Source organism: Mesorhizobium sp. M0768 (assembly GCF_040320195.1).
In the GTDB taxonomy this organism is placed as follows: domain Bacteria; phylum Pseudomonadota; class Alphaproteobacteria; order Rhizobiales; family Rhizobiaceae; genus Mesorhizobium.
This window is the reverse complement of the sequence record NZ_JAMYPD010000014.1, coordinates 97,067-112,476: the sequence shown is the minus strand read 5'-3', so window position 1 is coordinate 112,476 and position 15,410 is coordinate 97,067. Positions and strand designations below refer to the sequence as shown.

Here is a 15,410-nt window from a genome sequence, read left to right as displayed (position 1 = left end):
ATGATCTCGGTCGGCCGGCGCGCATCCTATCCAGCCGTGTCGGGCGGGCAAGGGCGAAAGAGTGGATTGTCAGGACTTATGTCCGACAAAAGGCCGCACGGGCCGCCGATCGATCAGCTGCCCAGCCGGACGCGGTACAATTCGACGGCGGCTCCGCTGGTCCCGGCAACCGGCTCAAGCCATTCCGGCACGCTGCCGCGCATCAGCCCGGCAAGAAAGCCTGCCGGCGCCTTGGCTGCGAGGAGCTTGCTTTCGGCGCTGCCGGGGCACAGCGCGACGATGCCGACGTGATGATCCGCCAGGATGGTCCTGGCATCGGCATCGGACCCAAGGAAGGCATCGAGCGCCAACAGGTTGCCGGCGACGTTGCGATGATAGGGCCCGGCGAAGACGCGATGTCCGGAATAGGCCAGGATCGGCGATCCGAGATTGGAAATTGCCAGTATGGTGGTGCCTGGCAGGCGGCCAAGCGCCGCAAAGGAGGCCATGCGCTGGCAAGCGACATCGGCGCCGTCGCCATTATCCGCCATGGTGTTGCTGTCGTCGAAGGCTACCGAGGTCGCCGCGGCAGCCCCAGTCCAGACGGCATTCACTGAAACCAGCCAGACGGCGGCCATGCGCAGCGCCACGCCGCGCGACGGGCTGACCTCTGCCCGTTGACGCCATTTGGCAATCCAGGCGGCAAGCGGGATGACGGCGAAGGCGATCGAGAATGTCGAACCGCGCACCTGCCAGGCACTGACGATGAAGGCCACGACAAGCAGCGCGCCGACAAGGCTGTCCTGCCGCCGCCAGCCGCCACGGCCAAGGCGAAGCGCCATCAGTACGAGCGCGATGAGCGGCGTGGCATAGCGCGCCACCACCCCGGCCGGATCTTCAGCGAGCAGCTTGAACAGCGACTGCGCCTCGTCGATGTGATCAAGCCATAGCTCCTTGAGGCGCGGATCGAGGTTGGCGTAGGGCGCTGCCAGGCATTGTGGGAACAAAAAGACGATGACAGCGGCCAATACCAGGGCAAGCAGGCCAAGCGAGGCGATGCGCCGTTGGCGCGTGCGGCCGGCCGGCTCGATCGACGCTATCGCCGCAAGGCCGGTTCCGGCAATCGACCCGACGACGAACTGCACGGTCGAGAAGGCGTCGCATTGCGCCTGACCCCAGGCCGACGGCGCAATGGTGGCGACAAAGACGAGAGCGGAGACGCCGGCAAAGCCGAGGCCGAAATCCCTGGCGATCAGCCTCTCGCCATTGGCGCCGAGGGCGAACAGCATGGCAACAGAGGCGCCGATGGTGGCCACATAAGGCGCGACCTCCATGCCGACGGCCAGCATCAATCCGGTGCACAGGCCGGAGAGCAATGCCGCCGGCCTGCGCGTTGGCGCTTCAAGCAACAGGCTCAGGCTGGCCATGCTCAGCATCAGCTGGACATTGTGGTGATCGAGCGCGCCAGGCGAAAAAATGCCGAGGAAATACAGTGCGGCAGCGCCGATCACGACAGCGGGCAGCACGGCGCTGTCACCGGCAAAGCTGCGCGCGGCGCGAGCCGTGAAAAATACGGTCAGGCAGAAGAGCAGCGCCGGCCACAGCACTTGCGCAACATTCTCGGCAAAGGCCGCGCTGCCGGTCAGGGCCGATACGGCGATGATGATGGCGGCGATCGGCGCATCGACCAGCCGCGACCAATGCATGACGAAACCGCCTTCCAGGCCCATCCTGTACTGGTGGAGATCGAACCACCTTTGGCCGGCCAGCATGTCGCGAACTTCGACGAGGCGCAGCAGATTGTCGTTGTCGCCGCCGGCATTGGTCAGTGCCGGGAAGCCGGCAAAGGCATTGACGGCAAGCGCCAGCGCCGTGGCGAGCAGCGCCAGCGCGATATCGGACCTCCAAATGGAGGCGCCATCGTCGGCTGTGCTCATATCGGGACCTTTGGAAGGAATACGGTGCGGTTTAAACCTAGCCTTAACAGCTTCAATAAATAGTAAAGCCGCCCGAGCGAGGCCGGCGTTTGAGCGGTCAGGGGCCTCACAAGGCATCCGGAGACGAAAATGCCACAAGAAGTGCGCCATGAGCCGAGCATCGCCGTGCTCCTGCCTTGCTACAATGAGGAGCTGACGATCGGCGAAGTGGTGCGGCGCTTTCGCGAAACGCTGCCTGCCGCAGCGATCTATGTCTACGACAACAATTCGCGCGACCTGACGGCGCTCCGAGCCCGCGCCGCCGGCGCCATCGTGGTGCGCGAGCCGCGCCAGGGCAAAGGCAATGTCGTGCGCCGCATGTTCGCCGACATCGAGGCCGACATCTACCTGATGGCCGACGGCGACGGCACCTATGCGCCGGAGGACGCGCCGCAACTGATCAACACGCTGCTGACCGAGCGCTCCGACATGGTGGTGGGCACCAGGCGCGGTGTCGCCAACGACGCCGGCAGGACAGGCCACGCCTTCGGCAACCGCATCTTCAACAGCCTCTACAAACGTTTATTTGGCTCGGACTTTACCGATATCTTCTCGGGTTACCGCGCCTTCACCAGGCGCTTCGTCAAGAGTTTTCCCGCCGTTTCCGGCGGTTTCGAGATCGAGACCGAAATGTCGGTGCACGCCTCGCAGCTCAAATTGCCGGTCAGCGAGATCGGACTCGACTATGGCCGCCGGCCGGAAGGCTCCTCGTCGAAGCTGTCGACCTTTCGCGACGGCGCGAAGATCCTGTGGATGTTCGCCATGCTGATGAAGGAGACGCAGCCGCTGCGTTTCTTCGGCGCTTTTTCGGTGTTCTTCCTGGCATCAAGCCTGTTTCTGATGGCGCCGGTGCTGATCGAGTTCGCCGAAACCGGGCTTGTGCCGCGCATGCCGACGTGGGTGCTGTCGGTCGGGCTGCTGCTGCTGTCGATGCTGGCGGCGGTGACCGGGGTAATCCTCGATTCGGTGTCGCGCGGCCGGGCCGAGCAGAAGCGCATCTTCTATCTGTCGATGCCTTCCGGCCGCGTCGAACGCGAACGCGCAAGTGCGCTCGCGACTTTGAAGACCGGACCGCGCAAGACCCCACGGGCGGCTTAGAGCCCTAAATGGGACGCCTCGCCCGCTTCATGGTCGCCGGCGGCATCGGCTTCGTCGCCGACGCGGCGGCGCTTTGGCTGGTGCTGGCGACAACGCCGCTTGGCCCCTTCGCAGCCCGCATCATCTCGATCGGTTTTGCCCTGTCCGTCACCTGGCTGATCAATCGCCATCTGACCTTCTCGCCTTCCAGCCGCGGCGTCGCGCAAGAGGGCGCACGCTATGGCGGCGTCGGCATCGCCACCAGCCTCGTCAATTATCTCGTCTATTGCGCCATGCTGTTCGCGCTGCCGATGGTGCCGCCGCTCGTCGCCCTTGCGGTCGCCTCGCTGGTTGCCATGGCGCTGTCCTTCCTCGGCTATTCCAAGCTGGTCTTCGACCGCTGAACGCACATCGCATTGGGGTCTGCGCCAGAAGCGCAGCCTCATCATGACCTTGGCCGATTGGCAGAGGCCGCCGATTTCCTTATATCGCTCTCGTCGATGCATCGGCCCGAAAAATCGGAAACGATTTTCGGAAAGCACGATGCATGGATTCAAAGTGTTGGAGCGTATGTGCGTCCGGGTGGACGCACGTTTGTTGCAACTGCGCCGGAGAGCACCCATGCCCCTGAAAGTCGCCGTCCAGATGGACCACATCTCTACCGTGTCGATTGCCGGCGACACGTCGTTTGCGCTGTCGCTGGAAGCGCAGCGGCGCGGGCACCAGCTGTTCCACTACACGCCCGACCGGCTGTCGCTGCGCGAAGGCAAGGTGTTTGCCCGTATCGAGGCGATGCAGGTCCGCGACGAGAAGGGCAACCATTATTCGCTGGGCGAGAAGGTGCGCACCGACCTTGCGGAGATGGACGTCATCCTTTTGCGGCAGGATCCGCCCTTCGACATGAACTACATCACCACCACGCATATCCTCGAGCGCATCCATCCGAAGACGCTGGTGGTCAACGACCCGGCCTGGGTGCGCAACAGCCCGGAAAAGATCTTCGTCACCGAATTTCCCGACCTGATGCCGGACACGCTGATCACCAAGGACCCGCTCGAGGTCGCCGCCTTTCGCAAGGAGTTCGGCGATATCATCGTCAAGCCGCTCTACGGCAATGGCGGCGCCGGCATCTTTCACCTGCACGAGGCCGACCGCAACCTCGCCTCGCTGCTCGAAATGTTCGGCCAGTTGTTCCGCGAACCCTACATCGTGCAGCGCTACCTCAAGGAGGTGCGGGGTGGCGACAAGCGCATCATCCTGATTGACGGCGAGCCTGTCGGCGCCATCAACCGCGTGCCGGCCGAGCATGATTCGCGCTCCAACATGCATGTCGGCGGCCGCGCCGAAAAGACCGAATTGACGGAACGCGAACGCGAGATCTGTGCCCGCATCGGCCCCGCGCTGAAGGAGCGCGGCTTCATCCTCGTCGGCATCGACGTCATCGGCGACTACATGACCGAGATCAACGTGACCTCACCGACCGGCATACGCGAAGTGCAGCGCTTCGGCGGCGCCGACATCGCCAGCCTGTTCTGGGATGCCGTGGAGGAGAAGCGCAACTAGCGTACATTGCTTCTGGAAGCGGCCGCGTTCCGGACCATTGCAGCCGTGGCGCTCAGCTGTTCCCCAAATGTTCTTGCCTTCGCCGGAAATCTGTGGTTGTCTCCGGTGACGCCGTTCGCGGCATGATCGCAAAGGCTTGGGGCAAAGCCTGCATCCGGGGTGAAGACATGGTGGCGCGGGTTCGCACGGTTGCTTTCCAGGGCATCGAGGCCGTGCCGGTCGACGTGCAGGTGATGATCGCGCCGGGCAAGGTCAACATGCACATCGTCGGGCTGGCCGACAAGGCTGTCGCCGAAAGCCGCGAGCGGGTGCAGGCAGCGCTGCATGCATCCGGCCTGTCGATGCCGTCGAAGAAGGTCACCGTCAATCTGGCGCCCGCCGACCTGCCCAAGGAAGGCAGCCACTACGATCTGCCGATCGCGCTCGGGCTGATGGCGGCGCTCGGCGCCATTCCGGGCGACATGCTGGCCGGCTATGTCGTGCTTGGCGAATTGTCGCTCGACGGAACCATTGCCGCGGTGGCCGGCGCGCTGCCGGCGGCAATCGGTGCCAACGCCGAAGGCAAGGGCTTGATCTGCCCGTTCGCCTGCGGGCCGGAAGCGGCCTGGGCCGGCAAGGATTTCGACATATTGGCGCCGCGCAGCCTGATCGCCATCGCCAATCATTTTCGCGGCACGCAGGTTCTGTCGCGGCCGGAAGCCGGCATCCATGCCGCGGCGCGCGACCTGCCCGACCTCGCCGACATCAAGGGCCAGGAGACCGCCAAGCGGGCGCTGGAGGTGGCGGCCGCCGGCGGCCACAATCTTTTGATGGTCGGACCGCCGGGGTCGGGAAAGTCGATGCTGGCGCAGCGGCTGCCGTCGATCCTGCCGCCGCTGGCGCCCAAGGAATTGCTCGAAGTCTCGATGATCGCCTCGGTGGCCGGCGAACTCGGCGAAGGAAAACTCACCGACCGGCGGCCGTTCCGCGCGCCGCATCATTCGGCCTCGATGGCGGCGATGGTCGGCGGCGGTCTGCGCGTGCGGCCGGGCGAGGCCTCGCTTGCCCATCACGGCGTGCTGTTCCTCGACGAGTTCCCCGAATTCTCGCCGCAGGCGCTCGATGCACTGCGCCAGCCGCTCGAGACCGGCGACTGCATGATTGCGCGCGCCAATCATCGCGTCACCTATCCGGCGCGTATCCAGCTGGTCGCGGCGATGAACCCGTGCCGTTGCGGCATGGCCGGCGAGCCGGGCTATCGCTGCCTGCGCGGCGATCGCTGCCGCACCGACTACCAGGCGCGCATTTCCGGCCCGCTGCTCGACCGTATCGATCTCAGGATCGAGGTGCCGGCGGTCTCGGCCAGCGATCTGATCCGGCCGGACCGGGCCGAGAAAAGTGCCGCCGTCGCACTACGTGTTGCCCGCGCCCGTACGATCCAGCGCGAGCGCTTCGAGCGGCTCGGCGCGACCGCCACCACCAACGCCCATTGCTCGCCGTCAGTCATCGAGGAGATCGCCATGCCCGATGCCGCCGGCCTGTCGCTGCTCAGGGACGCCAGCGAAAAGCTCGGCTTTTCCGCACGAGCCTATCACCGCGTCTTGAAGGTGGCGCGGACCCTGGCCGATCTCGAGGCCAGCGAGACGGTCGGCCGCATCCATCTGGCCGAAGCGATTTCCTACCGCATGAGCTCGGAACGGATGGCGCAGGCGGCGTGACGTTCCCCTCCCCGTTGAGGGGAGGGTGGCCGCGAAGCGGCCGGGTGGGGTCGCCGGTGAGACGCTCGGCCTGTCGCATTTCGAAACCGGCCGAGGTGCGGAGCGTTGCGATGTTCCTCCTAAGGCGCACCGTCAGAATTGGGTTGGCGCACTGCATTGGCGACCCCACCCGGCCCTTCGGCCCACCCTCCCCTCAAGGGGGAGGGGGACGCCGGCGCTTACCCTTGGCCGGCGTGCATCGTTGCTTTCGGTTCAGCCGTTATCCCGCGCCTTCAGCTCCAGCCGCCGTGCGTGCAGCACTGGCTCGGTGTAGCCGTTGGGCTGGATGCGGCCTTTGAAGACCAGGTCGCAGGCGGCGAGGAAGGCGATGGACTTGTCGAAATCCGGCGCCATCGGCCGGTAGAGCAGATCGCCTTGGTTCTGGCGGTCGACGATCGCCGCCATGCGTTTCATCGTCTCCATGACCTGCTCGGGGGTGCAGACGCCGTGATGCAGCCAGTTGGCGATGTGCTGCGAGGAGATGCGCAGCGTGGCGCGGTCCTCCATCAGGCCGACGTCGTTTATGTCAGGCACTTTCGAACAGCCGACGCCCTGGTCGATCCAGCGCACGACATAGCCCAGAATGCCTTGCGCATTGTTGTCGAGTTCCTTCTGGACGTCTTCAGGCGACCAGTTCGGCCGCCTTGCTACCGGCACCGACAGGATGTCGTCCAGTTTCGCCTTGGGCCGGCTCTTCAGCGCCGCCTGGACGGCGTGGACATCGACCTTGTGGTAGTGCGTGGCGTGCAGTGTCGCCGCCGTCGGCGACGGCACCCAGGCGGTGTTGGCGCCGGCCTTGGGATGCGCGATTTTCTCGGCCAGCATCGCCGCCATAAGGTCGGGCATCGCCCACATGCCCTTGCCTATCTGGGCGTGGCCGGCCAACCCACATTCCAGCCCGATGTCGACGTTCCAGGCTTCGTAGGCGGCAATCCAGGCGGCCTGCTTCATGTCGCCCTTGCGGATCATCGGGCCGGCCTCCATTGAGGTGTGGATCTCGTCGCCGGTGCGGTCGAGGAAGCCGGTGTTGATGAAGACGACGCGTTCTTTCGCGGCGCGGATCGCCTCCTTGAGGTTGACGGTGGTGCGCCGCTCCTCGTCCATGATGCCCATCTTGATGGTGTTTTTGGGCACGCCGAGCAGCGCCTCGACGCGGTCGAAAATCTCGACGGCGAAGGCAACTTCGTCGGGCCCGTGCATCTTGGGCTTTACGATGTACATCGAGCCGGCGCGAGAATTGGCGCGGCGCCCGTTCACGCCGATGTCATGCAGCGCGATCAGCGCCGTCAGCGCCGCATCCATGATGCCTTCCGGCACCTCGTTGCCGTCGCGGTCCGATATCGCCGGATTGGTCATAAGGTGGCCGACATTCCTGACCAGCATCAGCGAGCGGCCGGGCAAGGTCAGCGTGCCGCCATCGGGCGCGGTATAGGTGCGGTCGGGGTTGAGCCTGCGGACAAAGCTCTTGCCGGCCTTGGTGATCTCCTCCGCCAAGTCGCCCTTCATCAGGCCGAGCCAGTTGCGGTAGACCAGCACCTTGTCCTGCGCATCCACTGCGGCGATCGAATCCTCGCAGTCCTGGATGGTGGTCAGTGCCGATTCCAGCACGACATCGGCAATGCCGGCCGGATCGGTGCGGCCGATCTGGTTGTTGCGGTCGATGACGATTTCGATGTGCAGGCCGTTCTTGGTGAGCAGCACGGCTTCAGGGTCGGCGGCATCGCCGCGATAGCCGGCAAACTGTCTGAGGTCGGCAAGCGTGGTGGCGCCGGCACCCTCGCCGAGCCGCAACATGCCGTTGGCGACCGAAAGCCCGTTGACGCCGGCCCATTTGCCTGTCGTGAGCGGCACCGCCTCGTCGAAGAAGCTTTTCACCCAGGCGACGACCTTGGCGCCGCGCGCCGGATTGAATTTGTTGCCTCGCTCGGCGCCGTCCGTCTCCGGGATGACGTCGGTTCCGTAGAGCGCATCGTACAGCGAGCCCCAGCGCGCATTGGCAGCATTCAGCGCATAACGCGCGTTCATCACCGGCACCACCAACTGCGGCCCGGCAACCAAAGCGATTTCCGGGTCGACATTTTCGGTGGTCACGCTGAACGCCGGCCCCTCGGGCAGGAGATAGCCGATCTCGCGCAGGAAGCTCGTGTAGGCCTCCATGTCGACGGGCGCGCCATTGTCGCGATACCAGCGGTCGAGTTTGTCCTGCATGGCATCGCGCTTTTCGAGCAGCGCCCGATTTTTTGGCGAGAGATCATGGACGATCGCCGAAAAACCGCTCCAGAATGCCTCCGCTTCAATGCCGGTGCCCGGCAGCGCCTCGTTCACGACGAAATCATGAAGCTCGCGGGCAATCCGCAATCCGGCGATCTCGACGCGATCGGTCATCAGGGCTTCTCCAGACGAAAGGCTAGGCCGGGCCTTTGGCATGTCACGGTGGCAGGGTCAATTCAGCTCAGGGTGAAGGTAGGGCGTTTTCGCTGCCGATCTCCCCCTTGAGGAGGGCGATTACGCGCTCACACCGCAATCCTTGGCCGTCCCGACGCCACCGCCACGACGTGCGCCTCGATGAACATGCGCTGGCCCTCTACGGTGGAGACGCGGTATTCGCTGGCGATTTCGATCTCGGCGCTGTCGGTGCCGGCGTCCTTCGCCCGCCCGGCGGCAATCGCCCGCACATCCTTCTCCGCCGCGGCGATTGCCGCCGCCTCGTCGTTGAAATCGCGCACGCTTTCGCCTGAGGCGACGCGGAATAGCCCTTCCTTGGGCTGGCTGACCCGCGCCTCGGCCGATACCCGGACCTGGCCGACGACGGCGCCGAGCGCGTTGGCGACATCGGTATCCTGCGGCACCACGCATCGATTGCCGACCAGCTCGGCCAGACCGGCATAATGCAGCGGCGCCGAGGCGCCGAGGCCGATCACCGGACGGTCGAGCGCGACGCTCAAGCGGGCGATGCCGGGATGCGCGTCGACGGCGCGCTGGACCAGGGCATGGGCGACGGTCGCAGCGCCATCCAGCCCGTCCTCGGCAAAGGCGGTTTCGAGGATGACTTCGGCCGACAGGCGGGTCAGCGCGGTCAGCACCCGTTCCGAGATCGCCTCCGGCGAGGCGGCGATGAACTGGCCGCGGCCGTCGCGCCTGCGCGCGAACAGCTCGGCACCCAGACGCGCCGCGGCCGCATCCCAATTGGCCTGCCTGCCCAGCACATGCGCCGCATCCGACGGCGTGAAGCCGGCGACATGCACCAGCCCGCGCGACACCAGCCGGTTCAAGGTGGCGTTCTGGGCGTTCGAGGTCAGCAATCTGTCTAGAGCCTGCGGCACAGCACCGATCAGCTCGTAAAGCTTGGCTTCGGCACCGGTCAGTCCGGCCGCCAGCCGCTCCGGCACGCCGGTGCGCACCGCCAGCCGACCATCCATGCGGCCGGGGTTGGGCGCGCGCAGCTGGCGTTCGAGCTCTGATGTGACGGCCTCGCCATGCATCAAGCCGGCCAGCGCCAGCGGCACCAGGCGGCGCGGGCCGAGCAGGATCTTCGGGCTGAGCGCGCCGTCCTCCAGCGCCACTTCGGAATCGCCGCCGAGCCCAAAAGTGCGCATGGCGACGGCCTCGACCATGGTGCGGAAACCGCCGACGGTGGCGCCTTCCGGATCAAGCCGCGGCCGGCCCTTGTCGAGCACGGCGACATCGGTGGTGGTGCCGCCGATATCGGAGACCACGGCATCGTCGAGGCCGGTCATGTGGCGGGCACCGACGAGGCTGGCGGCCGGGCCGGACAGGATGGTCTCGATCGGCCGCTGGCGGGCAAAGGCAGCCGAGACCAGAGCGCCGTCGCCGCGCACCACCATCAGCGGGGCGGCAATGTTGCGCGCGGCCAAAAAGCCTTCCGTTGCCGCGACCAGCCGGTCGATCATCGAGATCAGCCTGGCGTTGAGCAATGTCGTCAGCGCCCGGCGCGGGCCGCCGAGCTTGGCCGACAGTTCGTGGCTGGCGGTGACCGGCAGGCCGGTCCTGTCGCGGATCAGGTTCCGCGCGCTTAGCTCATGCGCCGGGTTGCGGGTGGCGAAATAGGCGCAGACGGCAAAGCCGGACACCGACTTTTCCAGTTCCGGCAAAGCTGCCTCCAGCCCGGACAGATCGAGCTTTGCCGCATTGCCGTGGACATCGTGGCCGCCGGGGCAGAACACCACCGGGTCGGTGCCAAGCGCCGCCTTCAGCCCGTCGCGGGCAAGGTCGCCCTCGGCAAAGCCGATCATCACCAGCGCCACGCGGCCGCCCTGGCCCTCGACCAGCGCGTTGGTGGCTAGCGTCGTCGACATAGATACCAGTTTGATCGCTGCCGGGTCGGTGCCGGCCATTTCGAGCACCGCATCGACCGCGCCGGAGATGCCGACCGCCAGATCATGCCGCGTGGTCAGCGCCTTGGCCTTGGCCAGCACCTTGCCGCTTGGCCCGCCGGCCTCCGACCACAGCACGGCGTCGGTATAGGTGCCGCCGGTGTCGATGCCGAGGAACAGGGGTGAGGGTTTGGGCTTGGCGGTCATATTTGGGTCCGGAGAATTCGTCTCCGCCCCTTAGCGGATATGAACGGGCCGATAAAGGCACGAGCGCTGGGCCAAGGCAGCGTAATCTCCCCCCTCGAGGGGGAGATGGCCGGCAGGCCAGAGGGGGTCGTCTCGCGTGGAGCGCCGGCATTCTCTGGCCGCGATGGCGTTGGCGTCAGGACGCACCGACCCCCTCTGTCGCCTTCGGCGACATCTCCCCCTCAAGGAGGGAGATAGCGGCGGCCCCTACCCCACAAACCCCACGCGCTTGTGCGAGCCATCGCAGAACGGCTTGTTGGCGGAGTGGCCGCAGCGGCAGAGGAAGGTGCGTTGCGTGCGGTCGACCGTGTGGCCGGTGCCGGTGACGATTTCGACATTGCCTTCGAGCTTGAGCGGGCCGTTGGTCGTCGGTGTGACGGTCAGCGGGCCATTCCGCACCTCCAGCGCCGGCGTGTCCTTCAGCGCCGGCTCGCCGGTGGCGATGAAGCCAGCCTTGGCGTGGCTGCCATCGCAGAACGGCTTGTTTTCCGAGGCGCCGCAGCGGCACAGCGTGGCGCGGTAAAACGTTTCGCCGCCCAACACGATCTCGGCATGGACGGCAAGCGGACCGTTTTCCCTTATGCGCACAATGTTGACCACCGGCGGCTGTTCCTGCGGCCCGCCATCCTTGCGGACATAGGTGATGGCGCCGGACGGGCAGGCTTCGGCGAGCGCCACAATCTTCTCGACGCTGGCCGCATCCGGATGGATCCACTGGCCGGGCGCGTTGGGCACGAAAACATGCGGATCGCCAAGCACGCAGTTGCGCGAATGGATGCAACGTTTTCCCGAAAAGCCGATGTCGATCTTCTCGCCTTCGACCACTGCCATGGGTGGGTCTCCTGTCGGACTACGCTATGGCGACAGTCAGGACGACGTCAAGGCAGCATTCTCCCCCTCGTGAGGGCCGACCTCGGGCGCGGCGCTAAGGGAATTCCCATTTTTTTGCTCGCAGCACCACATTTTGTTCTTGCTTTGTGCCGGCAGCTATGCTACTAACTTGCGTATGGTGCCAATTGGCTCCAACGACCCGCCTGCCGAGGCGGGTTTTTTGTTTCAGCTTTGAAATTCCGTTGCCGGCCTGCACTCGCGGGACGGCCCGACCGGACTCGGCCTACTGCTGCAGAACAGGTTGGCGCTCTATGCGCGGCGACCCCCTCTGTCGCCTTTGGCGACATCTCCCCCTCAAGGGGGGAGATCTGCTACGTCACGGCACCAGATCGATTTCCTCGGTCTCGCCGCCACTGCAGGTGTAGCAGCAATCGTCGCACTTTTCCGTATTGCCGGGGCCGACGCCCCAATAGGTATTCTCGTCGCCATCGACCCAGGCGCCGTAGCAGATCGATTCGCCGTCACTGCAGGACAGCGGGATTGCCTTGGTCTCGCCGTCGTTGAGATAGTAATCCTGATTGTTGCCCGGCCAGACATGATCGCGGTCCTGGCTGTAGAGCTCGACGCGCATGGCGTTCGGATGGCTGTTCTTGATCTCGAAGGTGACATCGCCGGCATGCGCGACGGGCGCAAACAGCGTGACAATGAACAGCGACGCGGCAGCGCGGCGCACGAAAGCGTAGGACGACATGATGATTTCCCCCCGGAACGACACGGCCTGTCTGGCGCGCGGGAGAGCATGGCATGGCGGCGGGATGGGTGGAAGGGGGTGCGCCATTTGCACATCGCGAAAGGCGCAGCGTTGCCAAGGAAGACCCCTCTCCGGTTTGCTTCGCAAACCACCTCTCCCCACTTCGTGGGGCGAGGAAATGCCAATCGCCGAAAGCCTCACAAGACCTGGGTTCCTCGCCCCCACAAAGTGGGGGAGCCGCGAAGCGGCCGGAGAGGGGGCGGTCCGACTCGCCTCACCGGCCAGGCTTCAGCAGTGACCAGATCCAGCCGATGAATGTAAGCACCAGGAAGGGATATCCGGCAGCGGGCAGCGGCGCCGAGGTCGGCAGCAAAGGCGCACCCCACAGGATCAGGCCGGCCGACACGACGAACAGCACAGCCGCCACGACAGCGGTAAGCCGCATCCACACCGCGAAGGTTTTCGGCGCGCTGACCATGACCAGCGCCGCCGCCCAAAGCGAGATACCGCCGACATAGGAGGGCACGCTGGCCTCAAGCCCGGCCGCATTGCCGGCGAGCAGCAGGCTCTCGCCGGCGAGAAAGGTCAGAAATCCGGCGGCCACGCAGTCATTGTCCAGCCGCTGATACTTCATCGTCAGCAGCGCCGTCGCCACCACGAGCGCCACGCCGTCGATCGTCCAGAGCGTTTCGCGGAGTGGCGCGCTCTCGACGAAGGTGCCGGCGAGGCCCAGAGCGCCGCCGATGGCGAGGCCGATCGCGGCAATGGTGTCCAAGGTGGAACGCATTGATGTCTCCCCAAGCCGACGCGAGGATACTTCGGGATGGGGCATTCTCCAATGATGGTCCGCTGTCCTGAAGGGTCGCAATGGCCGGCGCGTATCCAGCTTGCTGACCTGTCGCACTCTTCTGCCCAATCTCCACCATGCTCCACCATGCAGCTTCAGCGCCGCGCTGGCGGGGGCCCACTGCTTCCGGCAGCTCCCCCGCTTTCGAAGCCTGCCATCGATTCACTGGATCGATGGCTTGGCGCGCTGTGCGCGCCAACCGGCTTCTCAATCCCCCATCTTCAGCGCCTGGATAAACGCCTCCTGCGGGATGTCCACCTTGCCGAACTGCCGCATCCGCTTCTTGCCCTCTTTCTGCTTGTCGAGCAGCTTGCGTTTGCGTGAGACGTCGCCGCCGTAGCATTTGGCGGTGACGTCCTTGCGCAGCGCCGAGATAGTCTCGCGGGCGATGACCTTGCCGCCGATCGCCGCCTGGATCGGGATCTTGAACAGATGATGCGGGATCAGCTCCTTCAGCTTCTCGCACATCTGGCGGCCGCGCTTTTCCGCCGCCGTGCGGTGGACAAGCATCGACAGCGCGTCGACCGGCTCCTCATTGACCAGGATCGACATTTTCACCAGGTCGCCTTCCTTGTAGTCGGTCAAATGATAGTCGAAGGAGGCGTAGCCCTTGGAGATCGACTTCAGCCGGTCGTAGAAGTCGAAGACGACCTCGTTGAGCGGCAGATCGTAGATCAGCATGGCGCGTTTGCCGACATAGGAGAGGTCGGCCTGAATGCCGCGCCGGTCCTGGCAGAGTTTTAGGATGCCGCCGAGATAGTCGTCGGGGGTGAGGATGGTGGCGCGGATCCACGGCTCCTCGATGGCCGCAATCTTGACCACGTCGGGCATGTCGGCCGGGTTGTGCAGTTCCTTGACCGAGCCGTCGTTCAACAGCAGGCGGTAGACGACGCTAGGTGCGGTGGCGATGAGGTCGAGATTGAACTCGCGCTCCAGCCGCTCCTGGATGATTTCGAGATGCAGCAGCCCGAGGAAGCCGCAGCGATAGCCGAAGCCGAGCGCGGCGCTGGTTTCCATTTCAAAGGAGAAGGACGCGTCATTGAGGCGCAGCTTGCCGACAGCGGCGCGCAGATCCTCGAAATCGGCGGCGTCGACCGGGAACAGGCCGCAGAACACCACCGGCTGTGCCGGCTTGAAGCCGGGCAGGGCTTGCGCCGTCGGCCGCTTGTCCTCGGTGATGGTGTCGCCGACGCGGGTGTCGGCAACCTCCTTGATCGAGCCGGTGAAGAAACCGAACTCGCCGGGGCCGAGCTCGTCGACATTGATGCGGGCGGGCGTAAAGACGCCGGTGCGCTCGACCAGGTACCTGGCGCCGGTGCCCATCATGCGGATGGTCTGGCCCCTTTTCAAGACGCCGTCGATGATGCGGACCAGCACGATGACGCCGAGATAGGCGTCGTACCAGCTGTCGACCAGCATCGCCTTCAGCGGGGCCGTGATGTCGCCCTCGCGCGGTGGCGGCAGATCGTTGACGATCGCTTCGAGCACGTCGGGAATGCCGAGGCCGGTCTTGGCCGAAATCAGCACGGCGTTGGAGGCGTCGATGCCGATCACCTCCTCGACCTGTTCGCGGATGCGCTCGGGCTCGGCGGCGGGCAGGTCGACCTTGTTCAGCACCACGACGATCTCGTGGTTGTTGTCGATCGCCTGGTAGACATTGGCCAGCGTCTGCGCCTCGACGCCTTGCGAGGCGTCGACGACCAGCAGCGAACCTTCGCAGGCGGCGAGCGAGCGCGACACTTCATAGGCGAAGTCGACATGGCCGGGCGTGTCGATCAGGTTGAGGATATAGTCCTCGCCATTGTTGGCGCGGTATTTTAGCCGCACCGTCTGCGCCTTGATGGTGATGCCGCGCTCGCGCTCGATGTCCATCGAGTCCAGCACCTGCTCCTTCATGTCGCGCAGCTCCAGCCCGCCGGTCGACTGGATCAGCCGGTCGGCAAGCGTGGATTTGCCATGGTCGATATGGGCAACGATGGAGAAGTTGCGGATGTTCTTGATCGGCGTGGTCATGCGGCGCGCTTTAGCAGGGGCACGGTACATCGGCAAGCGGCGGGACGCGGGTGCGGC

General features: G+C 65.3%; 11 protein-coding genes. 4 read left to right on the top strand and 7 right to left on the bottom strand.

Annotation, left to right across the window (positions count from 1 at the left end; translation table 11 throughout):
* Positions 1 to 113: 113 nt before the first annotated feature.
* A complete protein-coding gene (locus NKI08_RS19100; protein WP_352771439.1) occupies positions 114 to 1,916 on the bottom strand; it encodes a GtrA family protein in 1,803 nt (600 codons plus the stop codon).
* 129 nt (positions 1,917 to 2,045) lie between these two features.
* Between NKI08_RS19100 and NKI08_RS19095 the strand changes: the two genes are divergently transcribed.
* The 4 genes from NKI08_RS19095 (at position 2,046) to NKI08_RS19080 (ending at position 6,292) form a co-directional block, all read left to right on the top strand.
* On the top strand, positions 2,046 to 3,053 hold the full coding sequence (locus tag NKI08_RS19095; RefSeq protein ID WP_352472814.1) for a glycosyltransferase: 1,008 nt from the start codon (positions 2,046 to 2,048) through the stop codon (positions 3,051 to 3,053).
* A gap of 8 nt (positions 3,054 to 3,061) precedes the next feature.
* Positions 3,062 to 3,436 (top strand): GtrA family protein, encoded by a 375-nt coding sequence (locus NKI08_RS19090; RefSeq protein WP_352771437.1) that lies wholly within the window; start codon positions 3,062 to 3,064, stop codon positions 3,434 to 3,436.
* A gap of 217 nt (positions 3,437 to 3,653) precedes the next feature.
* Positions 3,654 to 4,595 (top strand): glutathione synthase, encoded by a 942-nt coding sequence (gshB, locus tag NKI08_RS19085; RefSeq protein WP_352491152.1) that lies wholly within the window; start codon positions 3,654 to 3,656, stop codon positions 4,593 to 4,595.
* A gap of 167 nt (positions 4,596 to 4,762) precedes the next feature.
* The gene (locus NKI08_RS19080) at positions 4,763 to 6,292 is read left to right on the top strand and encodes a YifB family Mg chelatase-like AAA ATPase (RefSeq protein WP_352771492.1); all 1,530 of its coding nucleotides are present in this window, start codon (positions 4,763 to 4,765) and stop codon (positions 6,290 to 6,292) included.
* A gap of 252 nt (positions 6,293 to 6,544) precedes the next feature.
* On the opposite strand, the gene NKI08_RS19075 is transcribed toward NKI08_RS19080, so the two are convergent.
* The 6 genes from NKI08_RS19075 to lepA all read right to left on the bottom strand — a co-directional run bounded on the left by NKI08_RS19075 (position 6,545) and on the right by lepA (position 15,353).
* Entirely contained in the window at positions 6,545 to 8,716 is a 2,172-nt protein-coding gene (locus NKI08_RS19075) for a malate synthase G (RefSeq protein ID WP_352771435.1), read from the bottom strand.
* Positions 8,717 to 8,844: 128 nt separating this feature from the next.
* A complete protein-coding gene (locus NKI08_RS19070; RefSeq protein WP_352702080.1) occupies positions 8,845 to 10,872 on the bottom strand; it encodes a hydantoinase/oxoprolinase N-terminal domain-containing protein in 2,028 nt (675 codons plus the stop codon).
* 246 nt (positions 10,873 to 11,118) lie between these two features.
* Positions 11,119 to 11,742 carry a CDGSH iron-sulfur domain-containing protein gene (locus NKI08_RS19065; RefSeq protein WP_352771433.1) on the bottom strand — a complete coding sequence of 208 codons (624 nt, stop codon included), beginning with the start codon at positions 11,740 to 11,742 and terminating at the stop codon, positions 11,119 to 11,121.
* 376 nt (positions 11,743 to 12,118) lie between these two features.
* The gene (locus tag NKI08_RS19060) at positions 12,119 to 12,493 is read right to left on the bottom strand and encodes a hypothetical protein (RefSeq protein WP_352771431.1); all 375 of its coding nucleotides are present in this window, start codon (positions 12,491 to 12,493) and stop codon (positions 12,119 to 12,121) included.
* Between the two features lie 274 nt (positions 12,494 to 12,767).
* Positions 12,768 to 13,280, bottom strand: a complete 513-nt coding sequence (locus NKI08_RS19055) for a hypothetical protein (protein WP_352771429.1) — start codon at positions 13,278 to 13,280, stop codon at positions 12,768 to 12,770.
* Positions 13,281 to 13,547: 267 nt separating this feature from the next.
* The gene (lepA, locus tag NKI08_RS19050; RefSeq protein WP_352771427.1) at positions 13,548 to 15,353 is read right to left on the bottom strand and encodes a translation elongation factor 4; all 1,806 of its coding nucleotides are present in this window, start codon (positions 15,351 to 15,353) and stop codon (positions 13,548 to 13,550) included.
* Positions 15,354 to 15,410: the final 57 nt, after the last annotated feature.

Bases quoted from the DNA above. Each gene is read 5' to 3' on its own strand.
- NKI08_RS19100 (WP_352771439.1), bottom strand. From the start codon at position 1,916: ATGAGCACAGCCGACGATGGCGCCTCCATTTGGAGGTCCGATATCGCG.
- NKI08_RS19095 (WP_352472814.1), top strand. From the start codon at position 2,046: ATGCCACAAGAAGTGCGCCATGAGCCGAGCATCGCCGTGCTCCTGCCT.
- NKI08_RS19090 (WP_352771437.1), top strand. From the start codon at position 3,062: ATGGGACGCCTCGCCCGCTTCATGGTCGCCGGCGGCATCGGCTTCGTC.
- gshB (WP_352491152.1), top strand. From the start codon at position 3,654: ATGCCCCTGAAAGTCGCCGTCCAGATGGACCACATCTCTACCGTGTCG.
- NKI08_RS19080 (WP_352771492.1), top strand. From the start codon at position 4,763: ATGGTGGCGCGGGTTCGCACGGTTGCTTTCCAGGGCATCGAGGCCGTG.
- NKI08_RS19075 (WP_352771435.1), bottom strand. From the start codon at position 8,716: ATGACCGATCGCGTCGAGATCGCCGGATTGCGGATTGCCCGCGAGCTT.
- NKI08_RS19070 (WP_352702080.1), bottom strand. From the start codon at position 10,872: ATGACCGCCAAGCCCAAACCCTCACCCCTGTTCCTCGGCATCGACACC.
- NKI08_RS19065 (WP_352771433.1), bottom strand. From the start codon at position 11,742: ATGGCAGTGGTCGAAGGCGAGAAGATCGACATCGGCTTTTCGGGAAAA.
- NKI08_RS19060 (WP_352771431.1), bottom strand. From the start codon at position 12,493: ATGTCGTCCTACGCTTTCGTGCGCCGCGCTGCCGCGTCGCTGTTCATT.
- NKI08_RS19055 (WP_352771429.1), bottom strand. From the start codon at position 13,280: ATGCGTTCCACCTTGGACACCATTGCCGCGATCGGCCTCGCCATCGGC.
- lepA (WP_352771427.1), bottom strand. From the start codon at position 15,353: ATGACCACGCCGATCAAGAACATCCGCAACTTCTCCATCGTTGCCCAT.